General features: G+C 43.4%; 20 protein-coding genes. 17 read left to right on the forward strand and 3 right to left on the reverse strand.

Annotated features, from left to right (window positions below):
* Nucleotides 1–26 precede the first annotated feature (26 nt).
* The 3 genes from WCG05_01075 to WCG05_01085 all read left to right on the forward strand — a co-directional run bounded on the left by WCG05_01075 (nt 27) and on the right by WCG05_01085 (nt 2,449).
* Entirely contained in the window at nt 27–1,385 is a 1,359-nt protein-coding gene (locus WCG05_01075) for an MFS transporter (GenBank protein MEI8320589.1), read from the forward strand.
* Nucleotides 1,386–1,561: 176 nt separating this feature from the next.
* Nucleotides 1,562–1,885: a thioredoxin gene (gene trxA, locus WCG05_01080; protein ID MEI8320590.1), complete on the forward strand. Its 324-nt coding sequence runs from the start codon at nt 1,562–1,564 to the stop codon at nt 1,883–1,885.
* 6 nt (nt 1,886–1,891) lie between these two features.
* A complete protein-coding gene (locus WCG05_01085; protein MEI8320591.1) occupies nt 1,892–2,449 on the forward strand; it encodes a NifU family protein in 558 nt (185 codons plus the stop codon).
* Nucleotides 2,450–2,673: 224 nt separating this feature from the next.
* Here the strand turns inward: WCG05_01085 and nth are convergent, their stop codons facing one another.
* Together nth and WCG05_01095 are read right to left on the reverse strand one after the other, a co-directional pair.
* The gene (gene nth / locus WCG05_01090; GenBank protein ID MEI8320592.1) at nt 2,674–3,318 is read right to left on the reverse strand and encodes an endonuclease III; all 645 of its coding nucleotides are present in this window, start codon (nt 3,316–3,318) and stop codon (nt 2,674–2,676) included.
* A 5-nt stretch (nt 3,319–3,323) separates the two neighbouring features.
* Nucleotides 3,324–4,112 carry an undecaprenyl-diphosphate phosphatase gene (locus WCG05_01095; protein ID MEI8320593.1) on the reverse strand — a complete coding sequence of 263 codons (789 nt, stop codon included), beginning with the start codon at nt 4,110–4,112 and terminating at the stop codon, nt 3,324–3,326.
* Between the two features lie 64 nt (nt 4,113–4,176).
* On the opposite strand from WCG05_01095, the gene WCG05_01100 reads away from it, so the two are divergent.
* The 10 genes from WCG05_01100 (at nt 4,177) to WCG05_01145 (ending at nt 10,680) form a co-directional block, all read left to right on the forward strand.
* The gene (locus tag WCG05_01100) at nt 4,177–4,524 is read left to right on the forward strand and encodes a phosphomannose isomerase type II C-terminal cupin domain (GenBank protein ID MEI8320594.1); all 348 of its coding nucleotides are present in this window, start codon (nt 4,177–4,179) and stop codon (nt 4,522–4,524) included.
* 86 nt (nt 4,525–4,610) lie between these two features.
* Entirely contained in the window at nt 4,611–4,919 is a 309-nt protein-coding gene (gene secG, locus WCG05_01105; GenBank protein ID MEI8320595.1) for a preprotein translocase subunit SecG, read from the forward strand.
* Between the two features lie 28 nt (nt 4,920–4,947).
* Complete coding sequence (locus WCG05_01110; protein ID MEI8320596.1) at nt 4,948–6,594, forward strand: CTP synthase; 1,647 nt, start codon at nt 4,948–4,950, stop codon at nt 6,592–6,594.
* Nucleotides 6,584–7,423: a 3-deoxy-8-phosphooctulonate synthase gene (gene kdsA / locus WCG05_01115; protein MEI8320597.1), complete on the forward strand. Its 840-nt coding sequence runs from the start codon at nt 6,584–6,586 to the stop codon at nt 7,421–7,423. The genes WCG05_01110 and kdsA overlap by 11 nt, the downstream gene beginning before the upstream one ends.
* Before the next feature lie 10 nt (nt 7,424–7,433).
* Complete coding sequence (gene eno / locus WCG05_01120; GenBank protein MEI8320598.1) at nt 7,434–8,717, forward strand: phosphopyruvate hydratase; 1,284 nt, start codon at nt 7,434–7,436, stop codon at nt 8,715–8,717.
* Nucleotides 8,718–9,035, forward strand: a complete 318-nt coding sequence (locus tag WCG05_01125) for a septum formation initiator family protein (protein MEI8320599.1) — start codon at nt 8,718–8,720, stop codon at nt 9,033–9,035.
* On the forward strand, nt 9,032–9,562 hold the full coding sequence (locus WCG05_01130) for a chalcone isomerase family protein (protein MEI8320600.1): 531 nt from the start codon (nt 9,032–9,034) through the stop codon (nt 9,560–9,562). The genes WCG05_01125 and WCG05_01130 overlap by 4 nt, the downstream gene beginning before the upstream one ends.
* Nucleotides 9,563–9,633: 71 nt before the next feature.
* Nucleotides 9,634–9,915, forward strand: coding sequence for a type II toxin-antitoxin system RelE/ParE family toxin (locus tag WCG05_01135; GenBank protein MEI8320601.1), 282 nt, complete (start codon nt 9,634–9,636; stop codon nt 9,913–9,915).
* A 29-nt stretch (nt 9,916–9,944) separates the two neighbouring features.
* Nucleotides 9,945–10,265: a HigA family addiction module antitoxin gene (locus WCG05_01140; GenBank protein MEI8320602.1), complete on the forward strand. Its 321-nt coding sequence runs from the start codon at nt 9,945–9,947 to the stop codon at nt 10,263–10,265.
* 76 nt (nt 10,266–10,341) lie between these two features.
* A complete protein-coding gene (locus WCG05_01145) occupies nt 10,342–10,680 on the forward strand; it encodes an EamA family transporter (protein MEI8320603.1) in 339 nt (112 codons plus the stop codon).
* 35 nt (nt 10,681–10,715) lie between these two features.
* Here WCG05_01145 and WCG05_01150 read toward each other — a convergent pair whose 3' ends face one another.
* Nucleotides 10,716–11,564: a sulfurtransferase gene (locus WCG05_01150; GenBank protein MEI8320604.1), complete on the reverse strand. Its 849-nt coding sequence runs from the start codon at nt 11,562–11,564 to the stop codon at nt 10,716–10,718.
* Between the two features lie 101 nt (nt 11,565–11,665).
* Between WCG05_01150 and WCG05_01155 the strand changes: the two genes are divergently transcribed.
* From WCG05_01155 to WCG05_01170, 4 genes are read left to right on the forward strand one after another with little or no spacing between them, the layout of a single operon-like run.
* Nucleotides 11,666–11,947 carry a hypothetical protein gene (locus tag WCG05_01155; GenBank protein ID MEI8320605.1) on the forward strand — a complete coding sequence of 94 codons (282 nt, stop codon included), beginning with the start codon at nt 11,666–11,668 and terminating at the stop codon, nt 11,945–11,947.
* Nucleotides 11,916–12,902 carry a KpsF/GutQ family sugar-phosphate isomerase gene (locus tag WCG05_01160; protein MEI8320606.1) on the forward strand — a complete coding sequence of 329 codons (987 nt, stop codon included), beginning with the start codon at nt 11,916–11,918 and terminating at the stop codon, nt 12,900–12,902. The genes WCG05_01155 and WCG05_01160 overlap by 32 nt, the downstream gene beginning before the upstream one ends.
* The gene (gene lptC, locus WCG05_01165) at nt 12,902–13,528 is read left to right on the forward strand and encodes an LPS export ABC transporter periplasmic protein LptC (protein MEI8320607.1); all 627 of its coding nucleotides are present in this window, start codon (nt 12,902–12,904) and stop codon (nt 13,526–13,528) included. The genes WCG05_01160 and lptC overlap by 1 nt, the downstream gene beginning before the upstream one ends.
* Nucleotides 13,525–14,130, forward strand: a complete 606-nt coding sequence (locus WCG05_01170; GenBank protein MEI8320608.1) for an LptA/OstA family protein — start codon at nt 13,525–13,527, stop codon at nt 14,128–14,130. The genes lptC and WCG05_01170 overlap by 4 nt, the downstream gene beginning before the upstream one ends.
* The last annotated feature ends 6 nt before the right edge of the window (nt 14,131–14,136 follow it).

Below are 14,136 nucleotides of genomic sequence, written 5' to 3' on the forward strand. Positions count from 1 at the left end.
ATTAAAAATAAAAAGAGAGGGAAAACATGAGTATATTTGCAGGCTTAAGACGTGACCAACGAGAAGCTATAGGTTTATTGCAAGTTGGGACTTTTCTGGAATATTTCGATTTGATGCTGTATGTGCATATGGCGGTATTATTGAATGACCTTTTCTTTCCAGCAACAGATCCCCATACGGCGGCGCTTATCGGAGCCTTTGCCTTTTGCTCGACTTATGTTTTAAGGCCTTTTGGGGCCCTTTTATTTGGGTATATTGGTGATAAAATTGGTCGCAAAACCACTGTTATTATCACAACCACCAGTATGGCCATTTCTTGCGTTGTCATGGCTAACTTACCAACCTATGCCCAGATTGGTATTTCTGCCGCGTGGATTGTGACGATTTGTCGTATTATGCAAGGGCTTTCATCTATGGGAGAGATTATCGGGGCCACTATTTATGTAATGGAAATTACTAAGCCCCCTTTAAGATACCCAGCCGTTGCCCTGATTGGGTGTACATCCCGTGTAGGAACAGTTGTTGCGCTGATTGTAGCCAGCCTCGTAACCTCTCATGGCCTTAACTGGCGCATTGCTTTCTGGATTGGGGCAACTATTGCTCTGGTTGGGTCTGTAGCGCGCACACGCCTGCGGGAAACCCCTGAATTTTCTGACATGAAACGCCGCATGGCTAAAGCCATTGAAGATGCGGGTGAAGCTGGCCTTGGTAAGGCTGCAGCCCTGTTAAAAAATTCAAATAGCATTTGGAAAGAGAAAATTGGAAAGAAAACAGTCACTGCTTTTTTTGTGACAGAGTGCGCTTTTGCTGTGTGTTTTTATTTCACTTTCATGCATTGTGGCCTTATTTTGAAAAACACCTTTCATTATACTGCCGAACAAATTATTCACCAAAACTTGGTGATGTCCATTTTTCAAATGGTTTCCTATTTCTTGTTTACCTTTATGGCGTTTAAAATATGTCCATTAAAGATTGTTCGGCTACGGGCGTGGGCGTTTGTTCCTTTTGTTATTCTGTTTCCCTTTGTAATGGAAAATGTCAGCTCTACGACCTTCTTTATTTTGCAAGCGTTTTCAGCTTTCTTTGTGCTGACAGGAACACCAGCAGTAGCCGTCTTTATGGAACACTTCCCTGTTTTCGGAAGGTTTACATACGTCAGCACAATTTATGCGGGGTCTCGCGCTATTGTCTACGTCATTACTTCTTTCGGGCTTGTTTATCTAACAGAATACTTAGGCCACTGGGGTATGTGGATTATTCTAGCCCCTACAACCGTGGGCTTCATATGGGCTGTCAAACACTTTGAAAAATTGCGCGAAGGTCTTGATCTGAACACAGCCTATGAACCGCAGAGCGACCGCACCCGCGTGATCGAAGCCGTATAAACCATTAACGGAAAGGGGAAAGGATCCATTCCTTTCCCCTTGTCGTCCCCGGGCATGTCCCGGGGACCCCTGAAAACGGGCAATTTTCAACCTACCCCTCGACAAAAAAAATAGTTTCGGTATAGTGGGGCGAGTGGGTGTGTTCCAAAAAACCCAATGGACTGTTAAAAGAGGATATGATGACTATAAATGCAACCGACGCTTCCTTTCAAAAAGATGTACTAGATTCTGCGCTGCCCGTGTTGGTAGATTTTTGGGCGCCCTGGTGTGGCCCCTGCAAGATGTTGGGCCCTGTTCTTGAGGAACTAGCCAAAGAACTGCACGGCAAGGTAGTTATTGTAAAAGTTGATATTGACCAAAATTCTGCCATTGCGGCTCGGTATGATATTCGTACTATTCCTACCATGATGATGTTTAAAAATGGGGAAGCCGTGGACACAAAAATTGGGATGATTCCAAAGCCCCGCTTGATCGAGTGGATTGAAACCGTTTCCAGGTAAATCTTTATGTTTATTCAAACGGAAGAAACGCCTAATCCTAATTCTTTAAAGTTCATTCCTGGGTTTGCCCTATTGGATACCCCCATGGATTTTCCCAATGCCGCAACGGCCAAAATATCGCCCTTGGCCGCCCGCTTATTTGCTGTTGATGGGGTAGAAGGAGTTTTTATTGGAAAAGACTTTATCACCATCACCAAACAGGATCAGGCCGAATGGTATGCCCTGAAACCCTCTCTGCTCGGGTCTATGATCGAACATTTGTTAGCCAAAAAGCCCCTTATTCTGGATGAAATTCCTGAGGAGTCCGTTCAGTCTGAAACTGTTGAAGGAACAGACCGGGAAATCATTGATCAGATTCAAGAGCTCATCAATTCAAGAGTCAGGCCCGCTGTTGCGGCAGACGGGGGCGATATTGTCTTCACGAAGTTCGAAGATGGCGTGGTTTTTCTAAAAATGAAGGGGGCCTGCTCCGGTTGCCCCAGCTCCTCAGCCACCTTAAAGTCTGGCATTGAAAACATGCTGCGCTATTATGTGCCCGAGGTTACAGAAGTTCGGGCAGTATAGTAATATTGTTCAGCTCTCGGAAGCTCCAGTTTCCAAAAATAAAATCTTAGACTGAAGATCTTTTTTACGCGCCATCAAAAAATCATATATTCTTTCATGCTGAATCCGAACAGCTGTCGCTTTTTTCGATACATGATTTCGGTAAGTCAGGGCGGAAATACAGGCACAAAAGGCGATAGAGCAAACAAGAAAAGACTTCCAGAATTGGTGCAAGAAACCAGGCATCAGGATTCAGGATTTTTTGTTTTGTCCGGGTACGCACATAGATCCCGGACAACACATTTATAACACAGGGGTTGACGGGCCTTACAGACATAGCGTCCATGCAAAATCAACCAATGGTGCGCATTGTGGATATAGGTTTTAGGAACAATATGCATCAGTTTTTCCTCAACAGCCTCAGGCGTTTTGCCGGGGGCGAGTCTCGTCCGATTCGAAACCCTAAAAACGTGCGTATCAACTGCAATGACCGACTGATTAAATGCAATATTTAAAACCACATTGGCTGTTTTTCGTCCAACTCCTGGCAGGGATTCCAGCTCTTCCCGAGTATGGGGAACAACCCCCTGAAAGCGTTCTTCTAAAATCTGACAAGTTTTGAAAATATTTCTAGCTTTTGTTTTATACAAACCGATTGTTTTGACCCATTGCTTTAGGCCTTCCTCCCCCAATGCTACTATTTTCTTTGGGGTGTCGTACTTTTCAAACAGGGATTTTGTAACTTTGTTGACCCCCACATCTGTGGCCTGGGCCGAAAGAATAACCGCCACTAACAAAGTGAAGGAGTTTGTGTAGTAAAGTTCCCCCTTGGGATGGGGGTTTTGGGCCTTTAAAAGTTTAAAAAACTCATCAACTTTTTTTGGATTCATCAACTCTAATAAAAATAATACAACACAAACAAGCCAAAAATAATTCTATAAAGTGCCCAGATAAAAAGAGGTTGGTGGGCAAGCCATTTCATGAAAAAAGTAAGCGTTGCATACCCAATTGAAAAGGTTAGAAGCAGCATCAGCATAACGAATGCCATAGGCCCCTCAGAACACTTGAAAAATATCAAATCTTTGGCGGTCAAAACAAAGGCCCCAACCCCCACAGGAATGGCCATTAGAAAGGAAAAATGGGCCGCATCTCGTCGAGCATACCCAAGCAAGCGCGCCCCAATCAAGGTTGACCCAGACCGACTGACCCCAGGAACCAAAGCAAGCATTTGAAAGCATCCCATAACAAAGGCGTGCCAATAGGAAATTTGGCGAAATTTTCTGTTCGCAGTACAAAAACGATCCACTACCATAAGCAATGTACCAAACACGATAGACATAATCCCAATCAATGTGGCCATTTGCACATAGTGGTCAAAATATTCGTGCATAAAATAACCCGCAATGACGACCGGGATAGTTGCCACACAAATTTTCATACCCCGGTGAAAGGGTTCCGTCATGCGGCCTTTTAAAACCAAAAAAGTAGCCCGAATCATTTCCCACATATCTTTTCGGAAATAAAGGACAATGACACTAAGAGTGATTGTGTTTAAGCTGACTTCCATAGCCCGGGTCATGGGCTGAAAATGGAAAAATTTTGCAAAAATAAAAGCATGAGCCGACGAACTGACGGGAATAAACTCAGTAATTCCCTGTAAAATTGATAACCAAAAAAGTTCCATGTTTTATACCTTATTGTCCTTTCAATTGTTTTAATCCATACTGCAAAAAAAAGAAAGACTTTGTATGACGAAAATATTTGAAGAGCGTCCCTGGGGATCTTTTAAAGTGCTGCTGGAAGAACCTGGATACAAGGTTAAGGAAATTACGGTCAAGCCCCATTCCAAGCTGTCTTTGCAGTCTCACAAACATCGGGAAGAGTTTTGGGTGACTGTGCAAGGCACCGCCCTTGCCCTGTGTGAAGAGACAGAGCATGAACTCAAACAGGGCGCATCCCTCCATATTCCAAAAGGCGCCAAACATCGACTCATCAATAAAACCTCTGAACCCGTTGTAATCATCGAAACTCAACTGGGCGATTATCTTGGCGAAGATGATATCGAACGCTTTGAAGATGAGTATAAGCGAGTGTAAAAGATAGCCTTATAAGATGGTTGCATTTTTTCTTGAATTTTTATGGCAAATTATATAAGGTTCAAATCAATAGAAAAGGGACTCAAATGAATTTAATTTTATTGGTAATTTTGTTGCTGGTAACACTGGCCATGATTGGTATTATTTTGCTGCAACGCAGTGAAGGCGGGGGTCTTGGGGGCGCAAGTCCATCTATGGGCGGGATGACGGCTCGGGGTACTGCGAATCTCTTAACCAAAACAACAGCTGTTTTAGCCACAATTTTTATGTCATTATGTATTATCCTTGCGATTATGAATGGGCGCACGAAAATTGTTTCTGAAGCATCGCTGATAGACAAAATTGCGCAAGATTCAGAACAGCAGAAACCTTTAGACGTTCCCCTGAACAAATAAGGGGTTATAACTTTTTTAAGAAAGACCTATGACACAGAAAGAAAACGCTCGATTTATTTTTATTACGGGGGGCGTTCTTTCTTCATTAGGCAAAGGTATTGCGGCCTCTTCCATCGCGGCCCTGTTACAAGCCCGCGGTTTTAAAGTCAAAATCCGAAAGTTAGACCCCTATATCAACATTGACCCCGGCACCATGAGCCCCTTTCAACATGGGGAAGTGTATGTGACGGAAGATGGGGCAGAAACGGACCTAGATCTGGGCCATTACGAACGCTTTACCGGAATGAATGCGGAAAAAACAGACAGCATTACAGCCGGTAAAATATACTGGGATGTTCTTCATAAAGAACGACGGGGAGATTACTTAGGCGCCACCGTTCAAGTCATTCCCCACATCACCGATCGTATCAAAGAGTTCATTGCCCATGGGGCGGACAATTATGATTTTATGCTCTGCGAAATTGGGGGCACGGTGGGGGATATTGAAAGCCTTCCCTTTATCGAAGCCATTCGCCAGTTCGCCAACGAAGTTGGCCGCAATAGGTCCATGTTCATTCACCTGACTTTACTTCCCTACGTGGCTGCAGCGGGGGAACTTAAAACAAAGCCAACCCAACATTCCGTCAAAGAACTGTTGGGCTATGGTATTCAACCAGATCTGCTTTTATGTCGGTCTCAAAAAGTCATGTCAGAAGATGAAATTCGGAAATTATCTTTATTCTGCAACTTACCCAAATCTCGCGTCATTACAGCTCTAGACGTTGAAAGTATTTACCAAGTCCCCCTCTATTTCCATGATCAAAAAGTTGACGAAGAAATCTGTCAGTTCTTTAATCATGGCCGGGAAAAAAAAGCCCACATGGAAAAATGGGAAAAGTTTTGCAAAACCCTTTCAAGTTCGAAGCATACAGTCACCATTGGCATTGTAGGCAAGTATACTGACATGAAAGATTCCTATAAGTCTTTAAGCGAAGCCCTGATTCACGCGGGCGTTGCTAATCATACAAATGTTGATGTGCACTGGATTGATGGAGATTCTATCACCGCAGAAAATGCAGCAACTTGTCTTGCAGAGGTGGATGCTATTTTGGTTCCCGGTGGGTTTGGCCAACGGGGAACTGAAGGCATGATGCACGCGGCACGCTACGCTCGACTAAGTAAAGTGCCCTATTTTGGCATTTGTTATGGTATGCAGTTGGCCATCATTGATGGGGCCCGCCACGAGGGCGGCTTGCCCAATGCCAACACCACAGAATGGGGGCCCGCTGAAGATGACGTCGTCGGGTTTATGAGCGAATGGAAGAAAGACAATTCTAAAGAAAATAGATCTTCTGATGGAGGATTAGGCGGCACTATGCGACTGGGATCATACCCCTGTCATTTAAAGGCGGGGTCTTTGGCTCACTCTATTTATAAAACCTCAGACATCACGGAACGTCACCGCCACCGGTATGAAGTCAATTTAAAATACCAAAAGCAATTTGAAAAAGCCGGTATCATTTTTTCAGGCCTTTCTCCCGATGGGAAGCTTCCTGAAATTATGGAACTGAAAGATCATCCTTGGTTCATAGGCGTCCAGTTTCACCCAGAACTGAAATCGAAACCCTTTGAGCCCCATCCCCTATTCGTCTCATTCATAAAAGCAGCCTTAGAAAGGAATACCCATGACGCCTAAACATGTAAAAGCTGGAAAAGTTCAGTTTGGAAACAATTTGCCCTTTGTGCTGTTGGCAGGTCCTTGCCTTTTAGAAAGCCGCGATCATGCCATGGAAATGGCCAGCGCTTTAAAGGAACTGACCACAAAGTTAGACATTCCCTTTGTCTATAAAACTTCTTTTGACAAAGCCAATCGCACCAGCATGGCGGGGGCTCGGGGAGTGGGACTCAAAAACGCCCAAAATATTTTTGATGAAATTCGCACCACCTTTGACTGCCCTCTGGTTACAGATGTCCACAGCCCAGAACATTGTGATCAAATTAAAGACCACGTAGACATCTTGCAAATCCCCGCTTTTTTATGTCGCCAGACGGACTTGTTGTTGGCGGCGGGTAATACTGGCAAAGCAATTAACGTGAAAAAGGGCCAGTTTTTAGCCCCCTGGGACATGGCCAATGTAGTGAAAAAAATAGAATCCACAGGTAATCATAATATTTTATTATGTGAGCGAGGTGTTTGCTTTGGCTATAATCGCCTGGTGGTTGATATGCGGTCTCTACCCATTATGGCTCAGACAGGATATCCAACCGTTTTTGATGCTACCCATGCAGTTCAAGAGCCAGGGGGCCAAGGGGAAAGCACAGGCGGCAAACGGGAATTTGCCCCCATTCTAGCCCGGGCCGCTGTAGCCATAGGGGTTGGTGCCGTGTTTATAGAAACCCACCAAGATCCAGACCATGCTCCCAGCGATGGACCCAACATGATTCGATTGAAGGATATGGAATGGGTGCTGCGGGAACTGAAAGAGTTAGATCACTTTGCCAAGAAAAATCCCATAAAACTGTAAGAGGACAACCATGAGTAGTATTATTGATATTAAAGGCCGCCAGATTTTTGATAGTCGCGGGCACCCCACCGTTGAAGTCGAAGTTATCTTAGAAAGCGGTTTTGTAGGACGCGCTTCTGTTCCCTCAGGGGCCTCAACAGGCACTCATGAGGCCACAGAATTACGGGATGGTGGAACTGCCTTTGGAGGCAAAGGAGTTCAAAAAGCCGTAGCCCATGTGAATGGAGAAATTTTCGAAACCTTGCGTGGTTTTGATGCGCAGAACCAACTGGAAATTGATGATCTTCTGTGTCGCCTTGATGGCACCCCCACCAAAAAGCGCTTGGGGGCTAATGCAATTTTAGGGGCCAGCCTGGCTGTCGCAAAAGCAGCGGCTGAGGAATTAGATCTACCTCTCTATAAATATTTGGGGGGCCCTATGGCCCGCACATTGCCCGTGCCCTTGATGAATATCATTAATGGGGGATGTCATGCTGACAACACCTTAGACATTCAAGAGTTCATGATTGTTCCTGTTGGGGCTTCTACCTTTTCGGAAGCCATGCGGATGGGATCAGAAGTGTTTCATTCTTTAAAAAGCCTATTAAAAGATAAGGGTCATAACACGAATGTAGGCGATGAAGGGGGCTTTGCGCCAAACTTTTCTTCCACTACAGAAGCCCTGGACTTTTTAATGAAGGCCATTGAAAAGGCTGGATATAGGCCGGGCGATGATGTCGGCCTTGCCCTAGATGTCGCAGCAACAGAGCTTTATAAAAAAGGCTTCTACGAATTCACAGGTGAAAAAAAGAAATTTTCCGGGGAAGATCTGGTTCGTTTTTATGAAAAACTAGTGAAAAAATATCCCATCATTTCCGTTGAAGATCCCTTTGCAGAAGATGATTGGGAAAGCTGGAAAGAAATGACATCTTCCTTGGGAGAGCTCGTTCAAATTGTGGGGGACGATCTGTTTGTCACCAACATAAATCGCTTAAAGAAAGGTCTGGAATGGGGCGTCAGCAATGCCATTTTGATTAAGCCCAATCAAATTGGAACCCTGTCTGAAACCTTGCAAACTATTGAAATGGCCAAAAATAACGGTATGAGTACCATTATTTCCCACAGATCTGGTGAAACGGAAGATACCACCATTGCAGACTTGGCTGTTGCTGTGGGAAGCGGCCAGATTAAAACTGGGTCTCTTTCTCGCACGGATCGTATGGCAAAATACAACCAACTTTTGCGCATAGAAGAACAGCTAGAGGGGCAGGCTTTCTACCCCGGAATCTCAGCATTTCCAAGGAAGTACTCATAAATGATTAGCCGAAAAGTTAGATATCATCTGAATAAACTGCTTTTTCCTTTTTTGGCTTTTTTTCTACTACTTTACGTTGTGTATCACCTTTTAAGCGGGAATCATGGATGGTTTTCTTGGAAGACTTTGGAAACAACCTTAGCAGAGGAACAAAAAACCCTTGAACTGCTAGAGAAAGAAAAAACATCTTTAGAAAATAAGGTTAATTTACTCCGTCCAGAACATATGGACCAAGATATGCTCGACGAGCGTATTCGGACTATGTTAAATAATGTAAAAGAAGACGAAGTTCTTGTAATAGATAAGGATTTACCATGAAAAATAGTTGCAAAGTTTTGTTTTTTATTCTTGCTCTCCCCCTATTTTCTTGGGCGGATGACTGTTCTAACTCTGTTATTAAACAATATTTTGGCGATCAATCCAAGATGGGCCAGGGTACGGTCTACAAATTCGTCATTCCCGCCTATGACATCAGTTTGTGGTCTAAGGAAACTCCTTGGAGCTTTAATACCCTTTTTGCCTTGCAAGTGAAATGCCGGTGGGATGCCTCACAAAAGGAAATGGTTGATAGCACCATTGAAGTGATGGAGCGTCAACCCACTTTGACCGCAGAAAAATCTAAGGAATACAGGGATCTTCTAAATTCTTTTTACCCAGATTTGAAAGAAGGCGACCTAGTGACTGTAATCGTCACCCCCGGCCTAAGCATCCGTTTTTATCATAATGATAAAATGCTGAAAGATATTCCTGATATGGATTTTGCAAAACATTTCTGCAACATTTGGCTGGATAAGGATACGAAGTATACTTCAGCTCGCAAAGGGCTTTTAGGAAGCAATAGCTGATGCAGCGGCACCTCTTTCGAGCCTACACAAATTAGTTGACTTGACAAACTGTACGTGATACGTATCACTTAATGATTAGAAGCTTTAAATGTAAAGAGACGGAAAAAATTTGGCACGGCAATGCGTCCCGTCGATTTCCGCGCGATATACAGAATAGAGCTCTTTCAAAGTTACGTCAGTTGGCAGCGGCAACAATCATAGATGACTTGAAGATTCCTAATAGTAACAGGCTGGAATCTTTGAAAGGGGATAGAAAAAACCAGTGGAGTATTCGCATTAACCAACAGTGGCGAATTTGCTTTAATTGGAATAAGGCAGAAGCTTTAAATATAGAAATAGTAGATTACCATTAATAATTGACAACGAAAGAGGACCTAAGATCATGGCAAACAAGATAGAAACTCAGCTTTTACATAACCCCCATGCGGGGGAAATCTTAAAGGAAGAATTTTTAGTACCCCTTGAACTGTCTCAAAACGCTTTGGCAAAAGCAATCGGGGTGCCATCTAATCGCATTCATGCCATCGTACTAGGAACTCGAGGGATTACGGCAGAAACAGATTTGTTGTTGTGTAAGTTCTTTGGATTAAGTGAAGGATACTGGCTACGTTTAGAGAACCTATATGAGCTACTAGAGGCTAAACGCTCTCTTGGTCCCAAACTCAAAAATGTGAAGGCCTTCAAATATCCTAAGGTCGCTTAGTGCTGCAAACTTAAATTGTCCTTGCTATATGTTTTTCAGTGTTGTTCACAAACCCCAACTCGAGTATAAATAACTCATGGCCTATGTTTTAGCATTTTGTACGGTTATTCTAATATGTATGGGGCAGATTCTGTTTAAGAAAAGCGCCATGCTTTTAAGTACGTTGAAAACCCCCTTTCATTTGGCTTTAGAGCCCATGTTTATTGGGGCTATTTGCCTTTATGGGTTTACGACTATTTTGTGGATTTTTGCTTTACAGCATTTGTCTTTAAGCCGGGGATATATGATTATGTCCCTATCCTATATTATCATTCCCATTTTAAGCTTTTACTTTTTTGACGAACCCATCTCCATACGCTTAGTCGTTGGGGCAATTCTGATTATCAGCGGTGTGTTGATTGCCCTTAAGGGTTAGCGACCACCTAAAGGTGGGAAACCTTCGCGCTCTCCCTACAGATGAACTGGCAAAGCGTCTGCTGCCCTCTTCCCAATGCAATAAGGGCAAGAAACATTAGGCTGATACGCAGAAGTTTTGCATTCTTCCAACGTCAAAGGTGACCGGCAGGCAAAACATTGTTTGGCCGTTGTTTCTTCCAAGTTTGGATTTACTGCCACCCGTTGGTCAAAGACGAAACAGTCCCCTTCCCAGTGGGCGCCGCCACATTCCTCAAAATATTTCAAAATGCCGCCTTCAATTTGATACACTTCCTTGAAGCCTTCTTTTTCCATGAAAGGGGCTGCTTTCTCACAGCGCACACCGCCTGTGCAAAAGGTTACAATTTTTTTGTTTTTTAAAGAGGGGTCTAAGGCCCGTACAGCGGCAGGAAACTCTCTAAAAGAATCAATATGGGGGTTGATGGCATCCTTGAAAGTGCCTAATTTCATTTCATATTCATTCCGAGTATCCAACATAACCACGTCTTCGCCCTTATCTAGCCACTCTTTCAAAACTGTTGGCTTCACAAAAGGAGACGTATAAACGCCAGGTTCAATCCCTTCAACCCCAAAGGCAATAATTTCTTTTTTCAACCGGACAAGCATGCGGTTAAAGGGCTGATGATCTGACGGACTTTCCTTAAAGGTCATATCACTAAAGCGAGGATCTTCCTTCAAAAATTCCTCAAAATTCTGCAACGCATCCTTCGTTCCCGATATGGTCACATTAATGCCCTCAGGCGCTAAAAGGATGGTCCCTTTTAAGCCCAGTTGAACACACTGTCCCTTTATTTTTGGCCTTAGGGCAACGGTATCGTTGAGCGTAACAAACTTGTATCCTGAAATATTAATGAGGGCTGACATTTTTTCCTTTCCTGTCCGTGTATCTTTCTGTATTGATATCTAAGACTGTTCCCCGTAAAATAAATTACCACGTTAAGAAAGTCAACTGAAAGGAATTGCCCATGACATTGTCAAAAATACTCTGTTTTTTCTGCCTTATAATGCTGATTGCAGGGGAGGTAAAGGCTGACTCAAAATCAACAGATTCAGAAGCCGGCTATAAAGAAGATGATTCGCTAGCCGGGGGTTCCGGTAAAAATAGGGCTATAAATTCAATGAACATTAAATATTATAGGCCATGGGATCGCTATGGTAAGATGGTTTGGTTGGCAGATCACCCTGAGTCTTTGATGACAGTTGGATACGTGACTGATGATGATCCAGCCACCCAACTCCCCTACTAAGATGGAATCCTTAGATCTAACAGAAGCATTACGAGTATTAAGGCTAGAGGCTGAAGCCCTGACAGTCTTGGCCAATCGGTTAGACCAAAAATTCATGGATGCCCTTGATGTTTTTTCTGCCATTAAGGGGCGCCTGATTGTCACAGGCATGGGAAAAAGCGGGCTTGTGGGTAAGAAAATAGCTGCAACGCTTTCATCCACAGGAACGCCTTCATTTTTTGTGCACCCGGGGGAAGCCAGTCATGGAGATTTGGGTATGCTTACGCCCCAGGATGCGGTTCTTGCCCTGTCAAATTCAGGGGAAACAAAAGAACTTTTTGATTTGATTGCCTATACCCGCCGCTATAACATTCCCTTGGTTTCCATAACACAAAAAGGGGAAAGCAGCTTGGCCAAAGACTCTGATGTAGCCTTGATTCTGCCAACTATCTCTGAAGCGTGCCCAAATGGTTTGGCACCCACAACCTCAACCACCATGATGTTGGCCCTGGGGGATGCAATTGCCCTATGTTTATTGAAACGCAAGGGATTCAGTAAGGAAGACTATAAAACAATCCATCCCGGTGGAAATTTAGGCAGCAGATTAAAGCGTGCAAAAGATATGATGCACAAGGGATCAAAAATGCCTTTAATTGACGCTGGAAAAAAGGTGGATGATGCCATTCTGATTATGTCAGAAAAAAGCTTTGGCTGCGTTGGCGTTGTTGAACATGATAAGCTGGTGGGTATTATTACGGATGGAGATTTAAGGCGCCATATGAGCCCCCACTTGCTGAAAGAAAAGGTAATGGATGTCATGTCCCCTAACCCCCGAACTGTAGGCCCTGAAACCTTGCTGGAAGAAGCTCTGTATAAAATGGCGGGGGCTATTACGGCCCTGTTCGTGGTAGATGATCACAATAAACCTCTGGGTATTTTGCATATCCATGATCTGTTGCGGCTTGGCATTGTCTAATGAGCCTGAAAGACAAATTTTCTATTGAATCAAGTTATGAGTCTCTTTCCAGAACTCGTTTTCTTAAGCGGGCTTTTTCTATTGGAATTGTCGCCATTATTGTGGGAGTTTTTCTGTGGTCTTATATTGGAGACATGATTCATACATGGAATTTTTCAGGCACCAAAATTAAGGTTGACGGCATTGATTTCCAGAAAAAGGAAATCAAAAACCCCCGATTTTTGGGGGGCAAAGAACAACCCTATACCATCACCGCCAAGCTAGCTCGCCAAATTGCCGATAATAAGGTTTATTTGGAAGAGGTAAACGGTCGCCTGCTTTCCAAAGATGGATCTGTTTTGTTTGTTCTGTCTGACGAAGGGGAAATTACCACGGATCAATCAAAACTTGTATGGTTAAAGGGGAGCGTTAACTTCATTTGTGATAAAAATAATCTAGAGATTTGGACAAATTCAGCCTTTTCTGATCTTAATAAAGGATACATGGAAGGCAAAGAATTTGTTGAAGGTGAAAGCGATCAAGGGTTCTTTGAAAGCCAGGGCTTTTTCATCAATCAGAAGGACAGAACATTGAAATTATTAGGACCCGTTAAATTAACTATTAGAAAATCAGGGGGTAAAAAATGATGTGGTCCCATGTTAAGAATTTTTTCTGCTTGTCTTCCTGGGGCTTGCCCCAAGGATCCATGGGTCTTTTCATCGCCCTATTCTTCTGCTGCTCTCTACAGGCTGAATTCAAGAAAACCAACTTCCTGTCATCGGATGAACCCATTGTGCTTGAAGCCGCAGAAAGTGTGGAATTTGATGACGCTAATAACATTATGAAGGCTCGGAAGAATGTGACCCTTACCCAAAAAGATTCAACCCTGTGGGCTGATGTGATGCACGGATTTTTCAAAAAAGATCCTATTACAAATAAAAAAGATTTGATCCGGCTAGAGGCTTTTGGGCACGTAAAAATAAAGATGCCCGATAAAATTGCTACCTCAGATGAAGGCTTTTATGACTTGGAAAAAGATCTAATTTTCTTAAAACACAACGTAAAAATTACAGACAAGAAGAATCAATTGGTTGGAGAATATGCAACAATTGATATGAAGACCGGACAAAGCAAGTTATTTAATACGCTTACGCCTGACTCTTTCGAAAAGGGTCTGCCGGATCCTAAGAAAAGAATCAAAATACTGCTAATTCCAGAGAAGAAAGATAAGGAATCTAAAAGTATTTAAAACCAC

The organism is Alphaproteobacteria bacterium, assembly GCA_037146715.1.
GTDB lineage: Bacteria > Pseudomonadota > Alphaproteobacteria > UBA7879 > UBA5542 > JBAWWO01.

Bases quoted from the DNA above. Each gene is read 5' to 3' on its own strand.
- WCG05_01075 (MEI8320589.1), top strand. From the start codon at position 27: ATGAGTATATTTGCAGGCTTAAGACGTGACCAACGAGAAGCTATAGGT.
- trxA (MEI8320590.1), top strand. From the start codon at position 1,562: ATGATGACTATAAATGCAACCGACGCTTCCTTTCAAAAAGATGTACTA.
- WCG05_01085 (MEI8320591.1), top strand. From the start codon at position 1,892: ATGTTTATTCAAACGGAAGAAACGCCTAATCCTAATTCTTTAAAGTTC.
- nth (MEI8320592.1), bottom strand. From the start codon at position 3,318: ATGAATCCAAAAAAAGTTGATGAGTTTTTTAAACTTTTAAAGGCCCAA.
- WCG05_01095 (MEI8320593.1), bottom strand. From the start codon at position 4,112: ATGGAACTTTTTTGGTTATCAATTTTACAGGGAATTACTGAGTTTATT.
- WCG05_01100 (MEI8320594.1), top strand. From the start codon at position 4,177: ATGACGAAAATATTTGAAGAGCGTCCCTGGGGATCTTTTAAAGTGCTG.
- secG (MEI8320595.1), top strand. From the start codon at position 4,611: ATGAATTTAATTTTATTGGTAATTTTGTTGCTGGTAACACTGGCCATG.
- WCG05_01110 (MEI8320596.1), top strand. From the start codon at position 4,948: ATGACACAGAAAGAAAACGCTCGATTTATTTTTATTACGGGGGGCGTT.
- kdsA (MEI8320597.1), top strand. From the start codon at position 6,584: ATGACGCCTAAACATGTAAAAGCTGGAAAAGTTCAGTTTGGAAACAAT.
- eno (MEI8320598.1), top strand. From the start codon at position 7,434: ATGAGTAGTATTATTGATATTAAAGGCCGCCAGATTTTTGATAGTCGC.
- WCG05_01125 (MEI8320599.1), top strand. From the start codon at position 8,718: ATGATTAGCCGAAAAGTTAGATATCATCTGAATAAACTGCTTTTTCCT.
- WCG05_01130 (MEI8320600.1), top strand. From the start codon at position 9,032: ATGAAAAATAGTTGCAAAGTTTTGTTTTTTATTCTTGCTCTCCCCCTA.
- WCG05_01135 (MEI8320601.1), top strand. From the start codon at position 9,634: ATGATTAGAAGCTTTAAATGTAAAGAGACGGAAAAAATTTGGCACGGC.
- WCG05_01140 (MEI8320602.1), top strand. From the start codon at position 9,945: ATGGCAAACAAGATAGAAACTCAGCTTTTACATAACCCCCATGCGGGG.
- WCG05_01145 (MEI8320603.1), top strand. From the start codon at position 10,342: ATGGCCTATGTTTTAGCATTTTGTACGGTTATTCTAATATGTATGGGG.
- WCG05_01150 (MEI8320604.1), bottom strand. From the start codon at position 11,564: ATGTCAGCCCTCATTAATATTTCAGGATACAAGTTTGTTACGCTCAAC.
- WCG05_01155 (MEI8320605.1), top strand. From the start codon at position 11,666: ATGACATTGTCAAAAATACTCTGTTTTTTCTGCCTTATAATGCTGATT.
- WCG05_01160 (MEI8320606.1), top strand. From the start codon at position 11,916: ATGATGATCCAGCCACCCAACTCCCCTACTAAGATGGAATCCTTAGAT.
- lptC (MEI8320607.1), top strand. From the start codon at position 12,902: ATGAGCCTGAAAGACAAATTTTCTATTGAATCAAGTTATGAGTCTCTT.
- WCG05_01170 (MEI8320608.1), top strand. From the start codon at position 13,525: ATGATGTGGTCCCATGTTAAGAATTTTTTCTGCTTGTCTTCCTGGGGC.